Genomic DNA, 20,089 nt, shown 5'->3' with positions numbered 1-20,089 from the left:
AGTAATGAAGAGTGGGGTCCTACGAGTGTGACCTCTGGCTTCATAGATTGAGTTAATCTCAGCTAAAAGTGCATCTCTTGTCCAGAACACTTGGATGAATGTCCGAATGGAGGTCCGTTCACCCAATGTATCCAATGGAGAGAAGGAACTAGACTATTTGTGAGGAGAATTTGTAATGAGTAAACCGGAAATTTTGCTCGTCGGTATGTTTCATATGACCGTCGATCCTACAAGTGTGAATGAGGAACAAGAAGAAATTATAAGAGTGAGTGAAAAGATGAAGAAATTTGAGCCGACAAAAATCGCTGTGGAGAAATCTTTCTATGTAGAAGAAGAAATGAATAAAAGATACCAATCTTTTCTAAAAGGTGATCTTCAACTTGCATATGATGAAGTGGAACAACTGGGCTTCCGTATCGCTAAAGCGATGGACCATCCACAACTTTATTCGGTTGATGAAATCGTGGATATGTCCTCTCCAACACTAGAACAAGTCTTCGAATGGGCGAAAGAACATCAACCTGAGTTGTTCAAGAATTTAGTGTCCAGTCAACAAAGTCTTCAGCAATCCATCACGGGAAGATCGATTTCAGATAAATTGACTTACATCAACTCGGCGGCCTACCAAGATGACCTACCCCGTATTTATATGAAGATTTCTCGTATTGGAGATCGTCAGCATCAAGTAGGAGTTCATTGGCTGAAGCAATGGCATCAACGGGACTTAGCAATCGCCGCAAACATATCACGAATCGTCAAAAATGGGGACAGGCTACTCGTGCTCATTGGAGCGGATCATTTACATTTGCTGCAACAGTTCCTAAAGGACTCTCAAGATTATAAACTTATTTATGCTAGCGAATATTTTTAATCAAGAATTAGGGACAGAACCCTGACTACCAGTCACGGTTCTGTCCCATCCATTTATTTTTTAAGTTCTCCTTCGTCTTCGTCTTCCGACACTTGAACAAGTTCGTCTTCTTCATGAAATTCTTGACTGGTCTGTCCAGTAATATAATCAAACGGTGTATAAGCATTCGAAGAGTCGATGGATTGTTTTTTCACAAACATTTTATACGCCACGACGATAATCAAAACGAAAACCGCTATACCGACAATCGTCATTCCAATTGCATTCAATAACACCTGCATTCCCCCTTTTTATCATTTATTCCCGATTCAAATAACAAAAAAACAGCCCCACATCGCGTGAGGCTGCTGTTATGAAATGATTGATCACTCATCATCTTTCGGCTTATCTTCTAACGCTTCTAGAGCGGAGCGTTTTTTCTTCTTCTCTCTCTTCTTCCTCCATCGTTCAATATGAATCGTACTTGGCTCATAATCGTCCGAAGCTCGAATATCAGTATTCGATGCTTTCATAAACGACCATGCAAGAAGGAACATGATAAAGATAAGCGGGAAACCACCGACGATACTAGCCGTTTGCAGCGTACCCAGCCCGCCAAGGAACATAAGAGCGAGTGGCATTAAGCAAAGTGCAAATGCCCAGAATAAACGGTTCCAACGTAACGGTTCTCCCTCTACATTCTTTTGCACAACAGATGCCAGAATGTAAGAAGAGGAATCAAATGTCGTAGCTAAGAAAATAATGGCTAAAATCGTAAATAGAAGCACCATGAACTTCGCTAGAGGCAATTGATTAATGATTTCGATGATGGTCGCCGGTGCTCCATTTTCATTCATAAAGGCGATGACGTCAAAGCTTCCAGTCAACTGCATATACAGACCGAAGTTACCCATGATTCCGAAGAATAGGATACATCCAATTGTACCGTACACCATTGTCCCCAGGATCATTTGACGGATTGTACGCCCGCGAGAAATTCGAGCAACAAACAATCCGACGAACGGTGCATAAACAAGCCACCAGGCCCAGTAGAATATCGTCCATGACTCTGGGAATTCTGTTTCCTCAAATTGGGCTAGATTGCCGAACGGCTCCATCCAAGTCGCCATTTTGAAGAAGTTATCCGCAAGAATACCCAGTGCGTTAAACGTTGTCTCACTAATGAAGCGAGTCGGTCCGAAAATGAAAACGAATGCTAAGATAAAAATCGCTAGCCATAAGTTGATGTCACTCAAAACTTTAATTCCGCGTTTCAGTCCTGAATAGGCACTGATTGCAAAAATCAGTGTACAGAGGAGCATGATTCCTGCTTTTAACCCTAGCGTTGAAGGAATACCTGTTAAACTCGTGACACCCTCTGCAATCATTGGTGTACCAAGTGCTAACGTCGTACCAGCACCACCAAGCAAACCGAACATGAACAACACATCAATCACAGTTCCAAGTGGACCGTCAACACGGTCACCAAGAACGGGACGAACTGCCTCACTAACTTTAAGTACAGGTTTCTTCCGAACATAATAAAAATAAGCGATTGGTAGAGCGGGTAATGTATAAATCGCCCATGCGATAGGACCCCAGTGGAAAATCCCATATGCAGAAGCCCATTGAATCGCTTCTTTCGATTCAGGTTCTACACCGAATGGCGGTCCCTGATAATAGTACGCCCACTCAATAACTGCCCAATACAAAATACTTGATCCGATTCCGGCAGCGAACAACATCGCCGCCCAAGAGAACGTATTGAACTCTGGTTTTTCACCTTCGTCACCAAGTTTAATCGCCCCATTCTTACTAAAAGCGACATAAATAAGAAAAGCAAAAATGACAAGTCCCATGACCATGTAAAGGACACCGAAATTCCCAGTCATAAATCTGTTTGCTTCATCTACTACTTCTTGCCCTGCCTCAGGGAAGAAGACTAGAGGAAGCGTAACACCCAAAAGAAGAACTAATGCGCCAATAAACGTTGGCCAATCGATCAACTTCGTATTCATCCTGTCTGTCCATCCTTTCCTTCCATACATGTAAATTAGTTTGCACTTTTTGTATCACGTCATACAGTCACGCGAAGATTCTTTCGAAGTTGTGAAAAGAGGAATGTTGCGAAGAGTGGAAGCAGTTCAACTCCCCTACAACTATGTGATACCCTAAACAAAAATAAAAAAACGGTCCTTCGATAAAAAGTGACACCTTCTGAATTAGCTACATGTCCAATAAAGTATTTGCGTTTATCCCACTGGAGGTTAAAAGGATTCCAAGCGATTCTCACAGGCAATCGTTTCTTCACAATCCCCCTAACTAATTCCGTGAAAGAGGAAAAAATCAAGATAGCCAACAGAAACACTCCAACTCGGAGGTCTCTGTTGGCTATCATAAACGAAAAATGCAAGAGATTGTTTTTTATTTATATAAAAAATAACCACGGAAGAATCATAGGAATCATAATGATGATGGTGACAATTAACCATGCGCTAGGATTTTCACTGGTCAATTGTTTTCTATATGACATCCCCCATGCAAGGAATAGAAGAATCGACATGATGATACTTCGAAGGTGTAATTCCCCATCTTTATTATTCATAAAGATGTAAACGGCTCCTTCTGCGATAATTAAAATCCCTACAAGGATATTGAATATATGGGTGAACCATTTGTTCATCTCTCTCTCTCCTTATAAAAGGCTGGCGTTACTCTCTATCCTATCCAGTATAATACAAATTACATCCACCCGCTAACGATTTTCTTCACGCTCTCTGTACCCATACTAAGCCGATTATAGGAAAAATGACAGGTGTTAAAAAGGGTGATTTTTCTTAATATTTCAAATGAATGTTTATTCCTCTATCAAATTGGTAATATCTTCTGAGTAATCATTAATGGAAGGAGACCATGCATGAATTCCACGTTCAACAGTTTCTTTTTCGAGGATGATGGGTATTACCCAAACCATCCTTTTCTCCCGACACTGTTTTACTCTAAGGCTATAGATGTTTCTAAAGAAGATGTCACTCAAACTCTAGCAAAAAATCAATGGTCCAATCAATGGACGGGAGGAGTATTTGATTATCACCATTATCACAGTACCTCCCACGAAGTACTTGTCGTCCTTAAGGGAGCAGCTACACTTACACTTGGAGGACCACAAGGCCGAAGGATTGATATAGAGAAAAACGACCTTCTCGTCATCCCAGCAGGCGTTGCTCATAAGAATGAGGGGGCCACCGAAGACTTTAAAGTACTTGGTGCTTACCCCTTTGGAAACTCCTTTGATTTAAAAACCGGTCAAAAACATGAATATGAAACAGCATTAAATGAAATTCCTGAAGCTCCTTATCCCGAAGCCGACCCCATACTTGGCAAAAAAGGACCGTTATTGGAACTCTGGGTTTGATTCAGCGAACAAAATGACATGTAGGAATTAAATACCGATCCGCAAATAAGCGGCCATTGACGTTTATCGTCAATGGCCGCTTATTCGTTACACGATTTCAAACCCTTAAGTGAACATAGGTGGGGAGACAGAGAATAATACTAATAGGCCTCTTATAAAGATTTATAAAACCCGGTTGATTTCCCTTCGAAACCGAAATGCTCATAGACCTGATGGGCCTCTTTCCGGTCCTCCCTATTTCCGCTGTTCAAAATAAGAGAGGATGCTTTTCGATACTTTGCCCATCTTTCTGCTTCATCGATAAGCATACGTCCAATGCCTTGCCCCCGAGCTTCCTCCTTCACAACAAAAGCGATGATTCGTACATGCGAAGCGTTACTATGGTACGCATGACTAAAACACATCCCCATCATTCCTATTGTTTGATCGTTTTGTTCATATACCACTGTGTGATAATCATCATTGTGGAGGATGTGACTCAGTCTTTCGTTCATTTCAACTTCTGAGGTAGGATACCCTAGACTTCCCATCAGATAGGCTAAACCACCTGCATCACGATCGTCTGCAACTCTAATCATCTTCTAAGACTCCTATAGTTTGGGACATTACGACTTTGCTGTTTTTTCTTTTTGTCGAAGTTCAATACGACGAATCTTACCAGAAGTCGTCTTAGGCAACTCTTCGATGAACTCCACTTTTCTAGGATACTTATAAGGCGCCGTCAGATCTTTGACGTGATTTTGCAATCCTTTCACAAGTTCTTCACTTTCATCGTACCCTTTTCTAAGAACAATGAAAGCTTTCACGACGTTCCCTCTCACTTCATCAGGACTCGAGACGACAGCACATTCCTGGACAGCTTCGTGTTTCACAAGCGCGTCTTCGACTTCAAAGGGGCCGATGGTGTATCCCGAGCTGATAATGATGTCGTCACTTCTTCCTTCGAACCAGAAGTAGCCATCTTCATCCTTTTTCGCCTGATCCCCAGTGACATAATACTCGCCCCGGTGAGACATTTTCGTCCGCTCAGGATCTTTGTAATACTTCTTAAACAGGGCAGGCGTATCCAAATGTACGGCAATGTCACCTACTTCTCCGACTTCGACCGGACTTCCGTTCTCATCGATGATTTCCACTTGGTTTCCAGGTGTCGGACGCCCCATGGACCCTGGTCTCACTTCCATGTCTTTCGTAATACCAACAAGGAGCGTATTCTCCGTCTGGCCGTAACCATCTCGAACTGTGACATTGAAGTGCTCACGGAAAGTGTCGATCACTTCTCTATTCAGAGGTTCACCTGCCGACACAGCGCTATGAAGTCCAGACAAACGGTACTCACTCAAGTTGTCCACCTTCGCCATTAACCGGTACTCAGTTGGCGTACAACAGAGTACGTTCACGTTATGTTGATCCATCAAGCTCAAATAAGTTTGAGGATTGAATTTTCCTTGGTAAACTAAACCTTTGGCACCTGTTCCCAGCACAGATAAGAAAGGACTCCAAATCCACTTTTGCCAACCTGGACCAGCCGTAGCCCATACGGTATCCCCGTCTTGAATCGCCAACCATTGATCAGCTGCTGTTTTTAAATGGGCATAACCCCAGCCATGAGTATGAACGACCCCTTTAGGATTCCCTGTGGTTCCTGAGGTATAGGATAGAAAGGCCATATCGTCTCTTGATGTGGATGCCATCTCTAGGTTTTCAGAATAGTCTTCTGTCAAGGCATCCAAGTCCAGCCACCCTTCCTTTGATCCTCCCACAACAAAGGATGTGACTTGATCCATTTGACTCATATCATCAAACTGGCCAGTGAACGGTTCATAACACACAACGGCACTTACTTCTCCGTGAGTCATACGATATTGCAAATCCTTAGTACGTAACATCTCAGAGCTCGGGATCAATACTAATCCGATCTTCAGTGCCGCAATATAGACTTCATAAGCTTCGATTAACCTAGGAATCATGACTAACACCTTATCCCCTTGGCTAAGTCCATGATCAGAGAAAGCGTTTCCAATTTTATTGGCACGTCTTATTAATTCCTCATATGTAACTTCTCTTTCATTTCCTTCTTCATTTAACCAAAGTAGTGCCTTACGATTTTTGTTTTCGGCATACTTTTCCATTTCCGAAACTACATTATACTGTTCAGGAGCAATAAGTTCATTTCTATTCATCTTTCATTCCTCCCCGGATTTTATTGAGCGACTGTTCAGTTTGCACGGATTCATTATACCAAATTTTCAAAATTATTCAATAATTATAGCGATGTTTCCTTAAGGAAAGTGTATTGAGTCAAGTAAATTGACAGATAATTCATGATCGTTTAAACTCTGAATATTAGTATGGAAGGAGGGGTTGGAATGGTAGCACAAAATATGACACGACGACGGGCCACAGTGGTTTTCACCCTTTTATTTGCCATAATGCTCGGTGTGTTTCTTGCCGTTTCTTTCGTCACCCACAACTTCACATACACCTTCGCTTCTCTTATAACGGCCTGCATTGCATTGGTTGCCATGGGCTCTAAAAACCCTAAACCCGTAAAAGATCCAGTGGATACAAAAAAAGCCTCTAGAATATAAATTCTAAAGGCTTTTCAAGGCGTCTTCTAAGGAAAAATCGATCGATGCATCGGAGGAATCGATAGACATATATGCTAAGCTCTCTTCCATATGTTTATCGATTAATTCCAACAAACGAGACAAGTCCCGGTTGCGCAATGCCTCAACAATCCACTCATGTTCCTTAAAACGTTTCTTTTCATCCAAGTTTTCATCATAAAACACGTCATAAAGCATTAGATAGACATTGATTTGATCCAGCATCCGTTCTGTAAAATCTATGAGAAAAGGATGGCCCGTCTCATTAACCAATGTCATATGAAACTGCTTATTGACCTCTAAATATTGCAGGATATCCCTCGTTTGATACGTCTCTTTTTCGTATGCAATCCATGCTTCTAATTTCTCTATCTGTTGTTCATGAATGGTCGTACATATCAGTTCAGCGGTCATCTTCTCGAGTTGTCGCCTCATATGAAACGCTTGTCTGATTTCCTCGACAGTCGGCTGCACGACGAACGCACCACGGTTGGGAATCATTTGTACCAACCCTTCTTCATTCAACCTCTTCATGGCATTGCGGATCGGTGTTCGCGACACGTTTAAATCTTTTCCAATCGACTGCTCCACTAATTGCGTCCCCGGAGCGATCTTCCTGAAAAGAATCGCTTCTTTCAAGTCACGATACACAACTCTTGTCATGGACTGTTTCTCATTCCATGTATCTCGGTGAACCATTCTAGATAACCCCACCTTTACCAACTAGCAACTTTCTCAGATTACGCCAGGCGTTTGAAGTTCTGGCCAAGAATCTCGTTCATTGAATGGACTGTAATGAATGCTTTTTCGTCGATGTCTGTCATATATCTTTTCAGCCTTGTATAGTCTTTACGGTTTAAGATTGTCGTAATGACTTCCTTATCTTCCTGATTAAAAGCACCCTTGGCATGGTGGATGGTCGCTCCTCTTCCGAGTTGATGGACAATGAAGTGACGTACAAGTTCGCTTTCACGACTGATGATGACAATCTCTTTATTGTTATCAAACTGTTGAAGCGTATAATCGATCACTAAGCCATTCAAAATGACACCAAAGAAGGCGTACATACCGATTGTCGGACCGAAAATGAAGATAGAAGATGTCGCAATTGCGATATCAGAGAATAGAACACCTTTTCCTACTTCAATGGAAAAGTATTTATTTAAGATCATAGCGATAATGTCAGTTCCGCCTGTAGAAGCTCCCTGATGAAAAACCATAGCCATTCCTGAAGCGGCAATGATTTGTCCAATGATCAATTGGATCAGGAGATCATCACTCAACGCTTGCTGCATAGGGAAAAAGGCTTCGAGTCCCCAAACCATGAACGAAAGGGCTAAACTCGCATAAATCGTTTTCGCCCCGAACTGGAACCCTAAGAATATAAAACCAACTATAAATAAAAGCACGTTTAAAATCAGCATAATTAAGCCGAGTGATAAGTCTGGAAACACTTTACTCAGTACGATTGATAGTCCACTAACTCCCCCAGTGGCTAAATCGTTCGGTGATAAGAAAAAATGAACATTTACAGCTACCCCCAGGGCACCCACGTTCATCAATAGAAATGACCATAATTTCTTAAGCATCAGAAAGCCTCCTTTTCTATGAAATATGCAAAAATTTGTCGAACGAAAATTGTAGTACAATCGGGATTATAGAGGCCTCAATCCAGTTTGTAAACAGATTTCAACCGAAAAAAAATATTTTCATTTTGTAAGCGATTGATGGTGGAATATTGCCACAATTCCAACGTTGAAACACCCTAAATAAAGCTAAACAAAAGCCCTTTCCTAACCGATATAGTTAGCATATGTATGTCGATTCTGGGAGCTGATTCTAACTAAGATACCGGTTTGATTTAGCCCCCATTTGTACACATAAAAAAACACGACAGCTAATTGCTGACGTGTTCTCAGTATCATAATGATTAGCGAGGTAAGCGAACCGTCACTTTAGTTCCTTCCCCCTTCTTACTCTTATACGAAATCGTGCCATTCAAATCTCCTACAATTTTCTTCGTCACCATGACGCCAAGTCCCGTTCCTTTTTCCTTCGTTGTGAAGAATGGTTCACCAATTTTGGAGAGTTCCTGAGCGTTCAAGCCCGGTCCATTATCACTAACGGAAAGCGTTAGCTCATGGGTCGTTAACTCAGCAACAATTGAGACGAGACCGCCTGTGTCTACGGCATCAATGGCATTCTTCACTAAGTTGATCAGTATTTGATTCAATCGTTTCGGCTCTGTACGAATGGTTTCATTGATACGTTTCGGATTAAAGATCAGTTGGACATTCTTTTCATCTGCTTCTGGAGCCAACAATCGAGTCACGTATGAAACAACATCCCCAGGTTCGACTTCTTCCGTTTGCAAAGAAGACTTTGGCTTGGATAACATCATAAAGTCCTGAACAATTGCTTCGATACGATTGACCTCATCTAAAATGATATCCTGATAATTATCACGCAACTCAGGATTAGCAGCACCAATTTGAAGAAAACCTTTAATCGCCGTCAAAGGATTCTTAATTTCATGGGCGATGCCTGCTGACATTTGTGTGATGGTAGATAATTGCTGTGATTTTTCCTTTAGACGATCCATTTCTTTCTTCTCAGTAATGTTCTCATGAATTCCGATTACGTAAGCGTTACCATTGTTTTCAATCGGGAACCCTGTAGTAAGCATCCACTGCTCATCACCATTCGGCCTTAGCAAGCGATATTCAACTTGATGCTTTTGATTTTTCATTAACTTCATCCCAGACCTTACTCTCTTCTTGTCATCTGGATGAACTGCTTCTAAGACATGTAAAGGATCAGATAACGCTTCCCTTCTGGACATTCCAAATAAACTTTGAAATGCAGGACTTAGATAATGAATTTGCTTGAAACTAATGTCAGAGATCCAAAATACGTCTTTCATATTGTTAGCCAATATCGCAAAACGCTCTTCAGATTCTTTTAACGCTTGTAATTGCTCTTTGTAATGAGAAACGTCCTGGATAAACACGATCAACCCTACATCTGATGGGTGAACTTTCACTTGTACAGTACGATCGACTTCCTCAATGTACCCTTCGAATTCTACGGTTTCTTGGGTTTCCATAGCTCGCAAATAATGCTGGAAGAAATAATAATAGTGATCGACTGGGTAAAGATCCCAAAGTTTCTTTAGATAATTTTTCTCGAAAGACATTCCGGTGATCTCTTCCATTTTTGAGTTCGCATAAAGAACATCCCAATCTTGACTTAAAATCGCTAGTCCATCGGGAAACTTATCCAGTAAATCAGTCTGTTTAAACTCATCAGGCTGATTGTTATTACTGAATAAAGGTAGTCTTGGATTTTGTGGAGGCATGTAGATGGCAGGGAACAAAGAATCGATGGGTTCAATGCTAGGCTGGCGTTGAACAGGACCTGTTGGGACCATCTCTTTTAAGGTAAACGCTACTTGCCCGTTCGTCAGGTGTGACAGTTTACACTGCTTGTTCCATTTAGGCACGTGAATAGACATTTCTTTGCGCCCTTCCGTCGTTAGTCTGTTCATGACCTTGTGCAATTCTTTCTGAGCGTCTTGTGGGAAGGATAAGATCCATCGCGAAAATGATAACTCTGTATTCTCCAATTGAAGAACCTCCCGCATCTCGTTGTTCACTGCAACCGATTGATTACGCAAATCCAGTAAACACGCAGGTGTTCCATTCAAGCTTAGAACGTCCAAAATTTCATTACTATGAACTTGGTCAGAATACCTCTCTCTTATCACCAATATTAAGACCTCTTTCCTTTACCGTTCATTTTTTTCATCACGCTTTAAATTATAACGCAACAAAGGAAAAAATTGAATATTATCGACAAATTAATTTAAAAAACTGCCTATTTATTTACAATATACGAGCACACGACTAGTAATATGACTATATTCTTCTATTAACCCTCAATACTTCGCCATAATGTTAAGGAAGCATAACTCAGATAAGGCTCCCAACCCTCAATCCATTGGTCCATCTGTTCGTAGGACGGCTTTTTATCCAATCCATAATAGTGTTTCAACGCATTTTGAATGCCAATATCTGCCTTCGGGAACATGTTTTCTCTTCCCAATCCGAACATCAGCCAATTTTCTGCTGTCCATGGTCCTATACCTCTTACTTTCACGAGACGTCTCATCACTTCCTCGTTCGACTCATTCACTAAGTCCTCTAAATCCAATTCATTATCCACAATTTTCTGGGAAGTATCTATTACGTACTCTGCCTTACGTTGGCTAAACTGCAACTCTCTTAATTGGTCATATGACAATTCAGCCACTTGCTCTGGTGTTGGATAAAACCACACTCCGTCTTTCTGCATACCAAAGTTCTCTACAAAACGTGTACTCAACGTATAGGCAAACTTCATATTCAACTGTTGGTGAATGATCACTTTCATTAAACAATCGTATAAATGAAAATCCTTTACGATAGGTGTTCCTGGATGATTTTCGAATAACGCTTTTAAGTCGGTATCCATAAAGTGCTCGTGGATCTGTTCTAAGTCTCTATCCCATTGGAACAATTCCTGTATATGTGATATTAAAAGGCTTTTGGATTCATCGCTTTCGCTTGAGACCTCAAATTTCGGATGAGCTGTCGTTCCCACTCCTTGGACTCTTACCACATGGGTGTCCTTTCCGATTCTCACAGGTACATCGACCCAACGTTCATCGCGATCCATTTTAGTTAACGGATCGAACGCCCAGCGCAAAAGTGTGTAATCAAAGTCATAAAAGCTTTTCGTATCAAAAGTTTCCTTCCACATCCAAAAAACGCCCTTTCTGATGCAATGGTGCGTAGGAGGACCTACGTTTAATAGTTCTCTATTTCTAACCTACTATCCTTCTTGTTTCTAATTCTTTGTTATTATTATTTGCGTTCCCGAATTTCTGATATGATAATCTTCTGATTCAAGTAACTTTTCAACCACTCTGAACGCGCAACTTCTATTCTAGAGCAAAAAATAAAGCGTCAATTCTTAGCAATGGTCGCCTGATCATCATAAAACCCGCTATGCTTGAGCATAGCGGGTAATCTTACATACCCCAGATGGGTGCAGGAATATAACGTTTGACCACCAGATCATTCAAGCTTCCGAAATGGTATCCACGTTTTCTTAATTCATCAATCAACTGGGACAAAGCTTCTGCGTTATCTTTGGATACGGTATGAAGTAAGACGACGGCACCAGGATGAATTTGATCCAATACGCTATGGTAAGCATACTCCCAGCCTTTTTGTTTATCGGTTTCCCAATCTTTAAAAGCAACGGACCAGAAAGCATGGGTATAGCCGAATTCACTCGCCCACTTCATCGTCTGATCATTGAATGTTCCACGTGGAGGTCTCACAAATGACATGGTCTCTTGACCCGTCAATTCCTGAACAGACTCGTTGACTCGTTCTAATTCTTCTTTCATTTTTTCTTTAGATATCGTTGTAAAATCAGGGTGACTCCATGAATGATTCCCGATTAAATGCCCTTCTTTTGCCATGCGCTTAAGTAAATCCGGTGCACTTTCGATATAATGCCCTGTTACGAAAAACGTAGCTGGCACTTCTTTTTCCTTTAAGATATCCAGCACTTGTCCTGTGTATCCTTGCTCGTATCCATTATCAAACGTCAAATATACGGTTTTGTCTCCTGCCGGGTCGACATAAAAGCCATCATACTTTTCAACCATCGGACCATATCTACCTACATCAGGAGGTTGGTTATTGTCGCTTTTCTTATATCCCCATCCTTCCCCGAATGCGGTTGAAGGCATAAACAACACTAGACAGCTAAGAAAGAGAAGACTCAACTTTTTCGTCATAACGATCACTCACTTTTTTCTTAGTATGCGTGAGTGATGTTCATTTCATAAGAAAAGCCAGATGGTAATCACAACCATCTGGCTTTATAGACTATTTAGTTTCCGTTCACCTTCTATAAAAGGATGGCTGCTGCCCAACCGAATAGAAATAGTGGGATATTGTAGTGCAAGAATGTTGGCACACATGTATCCCAAATGTGATTGTGCTTGCCATCTGCGTTCAGTCCGGATGTCGGGCCAAGTGTACTATCCGACGCAGGAGAACCTGCATCTCCCAAGGCTCCGGCTGTACCGACTAACGCCGCAATAGCCATCGGTGAAAAGCCTGCCGACAAACAAATCGGCACAAATAAAGCGGCTAAGATGGGTACCGTTGCAAAGGATGAACCGATTCCCATCGTTACGACCAAGCCTACTAATAACAGAATCAGTGCAATTAAAGCTTGGTTATTTCCAAGATACTCAGAGCTTGCGTCAACTAATGCTGATACGGATTCTGTCTCTGTCAGAACGTTCGCATATCCAGCCGCTACCAGAAGCACAAACGCGATGAAGCCCATCATGGCAATTCCGTCATTGACAATTTTATCTCCCTTATTGTATGGGACTACACGGAAAATAAACATAAGAATCAGACCAGCTAAAGCGGCCAAGATTAAATTGGACCATAAGGCTTGAATGAGAAGCGTAACTAAAATCGCCACGATCGTTAATCCATGCTTTAGATTGAAACGTTCTACTGAGTTTGTAGTTATAGGTTCTTCTAATTCGTTTTCTTGTGTGCTTTCTTTCGGATTTCGCGGTTTGCGATAAGTGATGAAAACGGCAACCAGCAAACCGACAATCATGCCGGATCCCGGAATAAGCAAGGATTGGGCAATAGACCCTATCGCGATCTGCACTCCCTGCTCGGCCATGGCATCCCTTATCACGTCATGGAAGATATAGCCGAACCCTAATGGAATCATGACATAAGGTGCTTTTAAGCCAAACGTGAGTGCAGCAGCCACTGCGCGTCGATCGAGCTTCATTTGGTCAAATAAACGCAGTAGCGGTGGAATTAATATAGGAATAAATGCGATGTGAACAGGAACTGCGTTTTGTGACAAGCTAGCAACAAAGGCAATAACCAGCACCATCATCGTTCTCATATCTTTTAACGTACGTAATAAATAATTCACTAAAACTGAAGTAATTCCTGAGTAGCTTATTGCGACTGCAAAGGCACCAAGAAGGATATAACTCAAGGCTACTTCTGCCTGACCACCCATACCTTCAATCAATAATGTTAAGGCGGATGATAATGTTTCGCCATTCATCAGACCAGCTGTCAAACCAGCGGCAAGAATGGCAATGATGACATTGACTCTCAACAGACTCAAAATCGTCATCACGAGGACAGATACAACAACTGCCCATGCCATAATGCATTCTCCTCTCTATATAGATCCGTTTATATTTAACTCGTTAACGATTTACCATGATAAAGCATGGTGTTTAAAAAATCAACCCTCAAAAAAAGAGAGTCAATTTTCACAAAACACTGACGTAAAGGAGTATAAGGACAACTGCCGTAAAAGACCCCATCAGTAAATATTTAAGCTTAGGAGGTACGGGATGACCTCCTGCCATCTTCACGAATGACATAATAAGCGTCAGCATAAAAAGAAACCCGATTACAGGTGAAACGTAATAGACGAGTGCCTCCATCCGATCACCTCTACTCTCACAAAATTAGTTCATTTTCTGTTCTAATTCCTCTAGCATCAAAATAAGGCGATCGATATCTTCTACGGATGTTTCTTCAGGTTCAAGCTCCTCGATGCGAGTCATGAATTCTGAAAGTCTCAGCTTCAAGTCCTGAATTTTCTCTTGTTGTGCCATATAGACAACCCCTTTTCGTTCAAAATAACTTCTTATATGATAATATATCTTTCGAATTGTGTCTAATCAGCGGGTACTAGGTAAATCATGCTATAATACAGTCGTAAACGTTAGGAGGATCTTGTATGGATTGGTCAGAAGTATGGTCACTTATCATAGAAAGTAATGCCGTGAGCATCCTTTCTTACGCGGTCATTTTATTTATAACTGTTATGGTATTCAGAAAAGTCATTCACTCCTTTTTCAAGCGAACAGACTTCATAGAGGAACGCAAAGAACGGACACTCGAATCCATGTTCAACTCGATAATCAGTTACTCAGCTATCATCATTTTCATCTTTCTCGTCGTCTCTTTGTATGCAGACGTCAATAGGCTGCTTGCTGGTGCGGGGGTTCTAGGGATTATCCTAGGCTTCGGAGCTCAGAATCTGATCAAAGACTTCTTTGCAGGATTGTTTCTTCTTTATGAAAAGCAACTACACAAGGGAGACTTTATCACGTTAAATAATACCTTCCACGGAACAGTTGAAGACATCGGACTCCGTTTTTTGAAGCTAAGGGAGTGGAGCGGTCGATTATTAACCATCAGTAACGGACAAATTACGAGTATCGAGAATTACAATTTCGAATATATGCGAGTAATTGAAAAGGTGACGACCAATTTCAGGGAAGATCCCCGCGATGTATTCAACGCGTTAGAAGCTGCATGCACAAGACTGAACGAAGAGTTCAGCGAGTATTTGAAAAAGGACTTGAAAGAAGACCCTATCGAAGCATTCCAAGTGTATGGCATGACGTCCTTGAATGACCAATATCGTGGATACCAATACACGATTACAGGCGTTGTACATGATTTAGCTTACTGGACAGCAGCAAAAGAAACGCGCCGGGTCATTGCCGAGACGATGTTTGATCATAACATCGCTATGGCTGAACAGCGCGTCGAGATGAACGATTACTCTTCTGACGAAGAGTAATCGTTTATTTTAATTCAAACGAGAAACCGACATGGTCCTGAATAGGAATCCAGGCCCCGATACCTTGGCGTGTCACATTTTTTACAGCCAGCGTCTTCTTGGAACCTTTCAGCTTGATGTACACATCACCGAAAGTTACATCACCTTTTTCATTGACAGCAGGCGCATAAGCGTGAAGAAGACCGATTTTATTCATAGGAACGGCATACGTGTTGTTTTGTTTTGTGCCTTTTCCTATGACCGTATTAAACGATAACGGCAATTTCGTATTTTTCTGAGCTTCCAACAAAATCAGTTTCATCATTTGATCGCTATGGCTGATTCTTGATGTTAACCCACCCTTGACTTCCTTTTCTTCCTTCTGTACATAGCTGATTTTTTCATTCAGCTTTCCACCGTGATTGTTCAATTCATTTACGTTGATCTCTTGATATTCCCAGTTGATGTTCGTTTCTTTTGATTCATAAGCGAGTGGCCAGCGACCGAGAAAGATTTCTCCTCGGTACCCAATCGCAAAGGGGGAAGGTTTCAAGGACGTTTCATTCAACATCTCAATTAATTGAGGGTTGGTGATGCGTACGTCTGATTCCTCCATCAACTCTTGTGTTATTTCTTCTGCTTCTAATAGTTCTTGATCATCCGTTGAGTTCGGATAGGTGTTATCTTTTGAAATGTTTAACACGTGATTCGGAATCGAGTTTTCCTTACTGTTTTCTTTATCCTCAGCCGAAATCGATGCGGCATTGATCACTGTAAGAAACGCAATAAAAGTGATTAGAACTAACCATCTTTTGTTCACATCATGAGCCACCTTTCTTTTTTCTTATGATGTGAATAATGAGCGTTCTCTATACCCTACGAAAGCATTTTGTTCATGACACGATTCGCTTTCGGATCGAAAAACTGAATGGCCGGCCCAATCAATACCAGAATGACCACGGTTCCCAAACCGATCGGCCCACCAAGCAAAAAGGCCATAACAAGAGCAAAGACTTCAGTAATCGTCTTGGCGACACGTAAATTCAAGTTGAACCTCTTCTGCAAAGCAACCATGAATCCGTCAACTGGATTCAATGAGAACTTCGGCTGGAGGTACAAAGAAACTCCAAAGGCGATGACGACGATCCCCGTTAAGAGCACGGCCAACTGTGGTAAAAACCCTGCCACAGACCATCCACCTAGCACCGTCAGCATCCAGAAGTCGATCACTTGACCAAGGACTAATATCGTGATGACAGCAAAAAGGTCCGGCTTCTCTTTTGCAATCAGCGCGTTAGAGAAGATCAGAATGCCTCCAATGATCATGACCCAGTTCCCCACCGTCAATCCAACAGATTCTGAAAGTCCGACGTTCACCGCGTCCCACGCGCCTGCGCCTAAATCCGCTTTTATCGTCAATGTAATGCCGAGGGCGATGGTGATCAGGCCCAATATGTAGAAAAGTGTTCTGATGGTCATTTTTTTCATAATGTTTCTCCTTCCTTTTCCATAAAAAAAGAGCCGTACATCCATTTCGGATATACGCTCTTTCCATTTTACTTCGTTAGTTCGAGACACTCAAGAGTTTCTTCTACTTGGATACTATCTTTGACGGATTGAACCATCGAACAGTTTTTACTGGATATCTCTAAATTCTTTACAAGCTTATCTTGATTCAAATGATAACCTTTGATGACGAAGTGTAGTTGAATTTTCTCAATTCGGTTCGCCTCATCCGGGTTTCGGGTGATTTCAGCCGTCACTTTGATATCTTCATAATCAATACGCTGCTTATCCAGAATCTTACGGAAAACGCCGATACTGCAACCTGCGATGGACGCAACCATCAGTTGATATGGACGAAATCCATTCGTTTCATCACCAGAAATGTTCAGCTGCCCATATTCAAATGAAGTGCGGACACCGTCTTCTTTAATATAAAAATCCATTCTATCCACTCCTTTGATTGTAGGTGCGCCTATAGTTATATAATAACCGAATTCACAAAGGAAATAACCTGATTCAGAAAGAAACAGTTGCCGCCTTTTCACCCCTTCGTTTACGATGAGATAGGTAAGAGCTTATAGAGGAGGCAAACCGGATGGTATCAAAACAAACAAGATTCTGGATTCTGATTGGTCTCGTTACCATTTCAGGGTTTTCACAAGGGATGCTTCTCCCATTGATCGCTGTCATATTAGAACAAAACGGCACATCCTCTTCCTTAAATGGGTTGCATGCCACCGGATTATACATAGGTATTCTCATTTCTTCTCCGTTTATGGAGAAACCTTTGCAAAAAATCGGCTTTAAACCGATGATCATGATCGGCGGGGCACTGGTTTTTCTTTCTCTCGCGTTATTTCCATTTTGGCAGGCGCTTTGGTTTTGGTTCATCCTGCGTGTAACCATTGGCATCGGAGATCAAATCCTTCATTTCGGAACCCAAACATGGATTACAGCAACCTCAGCTAAAGAATCCCGTGGAAAAAGCATCGCTTACTACGGATTGTTCTTCAGTTTAGGGTTCACTCTCGGACCACTGATGACCAATTTGCTAGAACTGAGCATATTCGCTCCGTTTCTTCTCTCATCAGGTTTGAGTCTGGCTGTTTGGTTGTTCATGATCAGAGTCCGTAATGAAATGCCTGAAAAAGACCATACCACAGCGTATGGGACAAGTTCAATCAAACGGTTCGCAAAAGCGACGAAGATTGCTTGGGTCGCCTTTCTGCCACCATTGACCTATGGGTTTCTAGAAGCGACTCTTCATGGCATCTTCCCTGTTTACGGCATGCGGATCGGACATGATGTCAACATCCTCTCGTTGATCATCCCCTGCTTCGCAGCCGCCAGTTTGTTTTCCCAAATCCCCTTAGGTGCGTTAAGTGATCGAATTGGAAGAAAGAAGGTCATCCTGACGGTCGTAACCGGAGGGATCATAGCTTTTCTATTGGCTGCATCGTTTGAAGACTCGCTCGCTTGGTTATTTATCACATTCGCTTTAGCCGGGCTCTGTGTCGGATCATTATTCTCGTTAGGGATTTCGTATATGACCGACCTACTACCGAAAGAATTACTTCCGGCCGGTAACATCCTGTGTGGCATGGCGTTTAGTATCGGGAGTATTTCTGGTCCTCTCTTATCAGGTACATTTTTAGATATTGCTCCAGGCTTATCCTTTTTCTATATCATCGTAGGGTTATTAGTGATCGTGTGGCTGGCAACAGCGTCTGTATCTGAAGAAAAACAAGAAGTTTCTACCTCCCTTATGTAAAAAAAGACCCCCGGGACAGAAACAGTGGCTCGATAAGCTACTGATCTGGCCTGGGGGTCTTCTTTACTCCATCTGGAAAAACAAAGGGTATAAAGTCATCTAAGTTGGCACTTTCGGCTCGAATGCCTTCTCTTATTCAGAAAGGGCCACTTTTAACTGAGCTAAATTCTCCCTCATTAAGCTGAAGTAATCTTCCTCATTCTCAATATTCTCTTCGGTCAGAACGGATAAATTGTGAATACGTAACGCTTCTGCACCGATTTCATTTTGAACGACTTCCGCTACCTTAGGCGTTATATTTTGTTCGAAAAGAACGTGTTTGATATCGTGCTCTCCTGCCGTTTCAATGATACTCTCCAAATCCTTTTGAGATGGTTCCTGAGTAGGACTTAATCCAGCTACTGCGATTTGATGAAGACCATAGGCTTTTTCCCAATAACCATAGGCCGCGTGAGAGACAATAATGTCGTTTTTCGGCTGTTGTTCCAATTGTTCATGAAAATCTTGATCTAGTTCCTTCAGTTCTTTCTCCAGTTGTTCAAAGTTTTCATTGTACACCTGCTCTTGATCAGGTTTAAGCTCGATCAACAATTCCTTCACGTTTTCAGCCATTTGGATAGAACGTAATGGATCAAGCCAAATGTGTGGGTCTAAGCCGCCATGGTTGTGTCCTTCATGCCCCTCACCAAGCGCTTCTGATGTTTCTTTTTCTGAATCGGACTCTTCTTCATCCATGTGATCATTATCTTCATGTGATTCTTCTTCGTCTGCATGGTCATGCCCTTCATGCGACTCTGCCTCATCTTTGTGACTCTCGTCTTCGTTTTGCTCAGCATCACCAGAGTGTTCATAGTCATGAAGGTTCTCTTCAATGTCTATCCCTTCAGAAGCTTCCAGTATCGTAACTCCCTCAGGTTCCACGGCGTCAGAAATCGTCTCTGCGTATCCTTCCAGACCGGCACCATTGTAAATAAAAGCATCCGCTTCTGCCAGTTTGACCATCTCTTTAGTCGTCGGTTCAAATGTGTGTGGATCCGTTCCCGGTGGAAGAATTGACGTGACCTCTACAGAATCTCCTGCAATTTGTTCAGTAAAAAATTGAACAGGATAAACCGTTGTATAAATGGATAACGCCTCATCACTAGATGTTTCCGTGCTAGTAGATCGTTCTTCACCACAAGCTGACAGTATAAGTAATAGTAGTATAAATAATACCCCAATTGTTTTCTTCATTGTTTTCCTCCCAT

Annotated in this window: 21 protein-coding genes; 5 read left to right on the top strand and 16 right to left on the bottom strand. The window is 41.8% G+C overall.

Going from position 1 to position 20,089, the window contains the following annotated elements; genetic code table 11:
• Positions 1-175 precede the first annotated feature (175 nt).
• Positions 176-871, top strand: a complete 696-nt coding sequence (locus tag H0266_RS16355; protein ID WP_181473490.1) for a DUF5694 domain-containing protein — start codon at positions 176-178, stop codon at positions 869-871.
• A 53-nt stretch (positions 872-924) separates the two neighbouring features.
• Here the strand turns inward: H0266_RS16355 and H0266_RS16350 are convergent, their stop codons facing one another.
• From H0266_RS16350 to H0266_RS16340, 3 genes are all read right to left on the bottom strand, one after another.
• Positions 925-1,152 (bottom strand): DUF3951 domain-containing protein, encoded by a 228-nt coding sequence (locus H0266_RS16350; RefSeq protein ID WP_181473489.1) that lies wholly within the window; start codon positions 1,150-1,152, stop codon positions 925-927.
• 84 nt (positions 1,153-1,236) lie between these two features.
• Positions 1,237-2,868 (bottom strand): BCCT family transporter, encoded by a 1,632-nt coding sequence (locus H0266_RS16345; RefSeq protein ID WP_181473488.1) that lies wholly within the window; start codon positions 2,866-2,868, stop codon positions 1,237-1,239.
• 410 nt (positions 2,869-3,278) lie between these two features.
• A complete protein-coding gene (locus H0266_RS16340) occupies positions 3,279-3,533 on the bottom strand; it encodes a hypothetical protein (protein WP_181473487.1) in 255 nt (84 codons plus the stop codon).
• A gap of 234 nt (positions 3,534-3,767) precedes the next feature.
• On the opposite strand from H0266_RS16340, the gene H0266_RS16335 reads away from it, so the two are divergent.
• Positions 3,768-4,265, top strand: coding sequence for a cupin domain-containing protein (locus H0266_RS16335; RefSeq protein WP_181473486.1), 498 nt, complete (start codon positions 3,768-3,770; stop codon positions 4,263-4,265).
• Positions 4,266-4,417: 152 nt separating this feature from the next.
• Here the strand turns inward: H0266_RS16335 and H0266_RS16330 are convergent, their stop codons facing one another.
• Both H0266_RS16330 and mbcS read right to left on the bottom strand, forming a co-directional pair.
• Entirely contained in the window at positions 4,418-4,843 is a 426-nt protein-coding gene (locus H0266_RS16330) for a GNAT family N-acetyltransferase (protein WP_246364087.1), read from the bottom strand.
• Between the two features lie 27 nt (positions 4,844-4,870).
• Entirely contained in the window at positions 4,871-6,448 is a 1,578-nt protein-coding gene (gene mbcS / locus H0266_RS16325; RefSeq protein ID WP_181473485.1) for an acyl-CoA synthetase MbcS, read from the bottom strand.
• A 186-nt stretch (positions 6,449-6,634) separates the two neighbouring features.
• Here mbcS and H0266_RS16320 point away from each other — a divergent pair, with 186 nt between their 5' ends.
• Positions 6,635-6,856, top strand: a complete 222-nt coding sequence (locus H0266_RS16320) for a hypothetical protein (protein ID WP_181473484.1) — start codon at positions 6,635-6,637, stop codon at positions 6,854-6,856.
• 3 nt (positions 6,857-6,859) lie between these two features.
• Here H0266_RS16320 and H0266_RS16315 read toward each other — a convergent pair whose 3' ends face one another.
• From H0266_RS16315 to H0266_RS16285, 7 genes are all read right to left on the bottom strand, one after another.
• Positions 6,860-7,573 (bottom strand): GntR family transcriptional regulator, encoded by a 714-nt coding sequence (locus H0266_RS16315; RefSeq protein ID WP_181473483.1) that lies wholly within the window; start codon positions 7,571-7,573, stop codon positions 6,860-6,862.
• A 41-nt stretch (positions 7,574-7,614) separates the two neighbouring features.
• Positions 7,615-8,463 carry a YitT family protein gene (locus H0266_RS16310; protein ID WP_181473482.1) on the bottom strand — a complete coding sequence of 283 codons (849 nt, stop codon included), beginning with the start codon at positions 8,461-8,463 and terminating at the stop codon, positions 7,615-7,617.
• A 341-nt stretch (positions 8,464-8,804) separates the two neighbouring features.
• A complete protein-coding gene (locus tag H0266_RS16305) occupies positions 8,805-10,595 on the bottom strand; it encodes a PAS domain-containing sensor histidine kinase (RefSeq protein WP_246364085.1) in 1,791 nt (596 codons plus the stop codon).
• 209 nt (positions 10,596-10,804) lie between these two features.
• The gene (locus tag H0266_RS16300; RefSeq protein ID WP_181473481.1) at positions 10,805-11,674 is read right to left on the bottom strand and encodes a DNA-3-methyladenine glycosylase family protein; all 870 of its coding nucleotides are present in this window, start codon (positions 11,672-11,674) and stop codon (positions 10,805-10,807) included.
• A gap of 271 nt (positions 11,675-11,945) precedes the next feature.
• Positions 11,946-12,725: a delta-lactam-biosynthetic de-N-acetylase gene (gene pdaA / locus H0266_RS16295; protein WP_181473480.1), complete on the bottom strand. Its 780-nt coding sequence runs from the start codon at positions 12,723-12,725 to the stop codon at positions 11,946-11,948.
• Positions 12,726-12,838: 113 nt separating this feature from the next.
• Complete coding sequence (locus tag H0266_RS16290) at positions 12,839-14,149, bottom strand: Na+/H+ antiporter family protein (protein ID WP_181473479.1); 1,311 nt, start codon at positions 14,147-14,149, stop codon at positions 12,839-12,841.
• Positions 14,150-14,459: 310 nt separating this feature from the next.
• Positions 14,460-14,609, bottom strand: a complete 150-nt coding sequence (locus H0266_RS16285) for an SE1561 family protein (RefSeq protein WP_181473478.1) — start codon at positions 14,607-14,609, stop codon at positions 14,460-14,462.
• Between the two features lie 125 nt (positions 14,610-14,734).
• Here H0266_RS16285 and H0266_RS16280 point away from each other — a divergent pair, with 125 nt between their 5' ends.
• Positions 14,735-15,586 carry a mechanosensitive ion channel family protein gene (locus tag H0266_RS16280; protein WP_181473477.1) on the top strand — a complete coding sequence of 284 codons (852 nt, stop codon included), beginning with the start codon at positions 14,735-14,737 and terminating at the stop codon, positions 15,584-15,586.
• A 4-nt stretch (positions 15,587-15,590) separates the two neighbouring features.
• Here H0266_RS16280 and H0266_RS16275 read toward each other — a convergent pair whose 3' ends face one another.
• The 3 genes from H0266_RS16275 to H0266_RS16265 form a co-directional block, all read right to left on the bottom strand.
• Positions 15,591-16,385, bottom strand: a complete 795-nt coding sequence (locus H0266_RS16275; RefSeq protein ID WP_181473476.1) for a YfkD family protein — start codon at positions 16,383-16,385, stop codon at positions 15,591-15,593.
• Between the two features lie 56 nt (positions 16,386-16,441).
• Positions 16,442-17,053: a YczE/YyaS/YitT family protein gene (locus tag H0266_RS16270; RefSeq protein WP_181473475.1), complete on the bottom strand. Its 612-nt coding sequence runs from the start codon at positions 17,051-17,053 to the stop codon at positions 16,442-16,444.
• Between the two features lie 68 nt (positions 17,054-17,121).
• Complete coding sequence (locus H0266_RS16265; RefSeq protein WP_181473474.1) at positions 17,122-17,514, bottom strand: OsmC family protein; 393 nt, start codon at positions 17,512-17,514, stop codon at positions 17,122-17,124.
• Positions 17,515-17,666: 152 nt separating this feature from the next.
• Here H0266_RS16265 and H0266_RS16260 point away from each other — a divergent pair, with 152 nt between their 5' ends.
• Positions 17,667-18,842: an MFS transporter gene (locus H0266_RS16260; protein WP_181473473.1), complete on the top strand. Its 1,176-nt coding sequence runs from the start codon at positions 17,667-17,669 to the stop codon at positions 18,840-18,842.
• A gap of 132 nt (positions 18,843-18,974) precedes the next feature.
• Here the strand turns inward: H0266_RS16260 and H0266_RS16255 are convergent, their stop codons facing one another.
• Complete coding sequence (locus H0266_RS16255) at positions 18,975-20,075, bottom strand: metal ABC transporter solute-binding protein, Zn/Mn family (RefSeq protein ID WP_181473472.1); 1,101 nt, start codon at positions 20,073-20,075, stop codon at positions 18,975-18,977.
• Positions 20,076-20,089: the final 14 nt, after the last annotated feature.

The sequence above is a fragment of the Halobacillus locisalis genome, assembly GCF_013694105.1.
GTDB lineage: Bacteria > Bacillota > Bacilli > Bacillales > Halobacillaceae > Halobacillus > Halobacillus locisalis.
The sequence above is the reverse complement of the archived record's forward strand: the minus strand, read 5'-3'. Positions and strand labels throughout refer to the sequence as shown.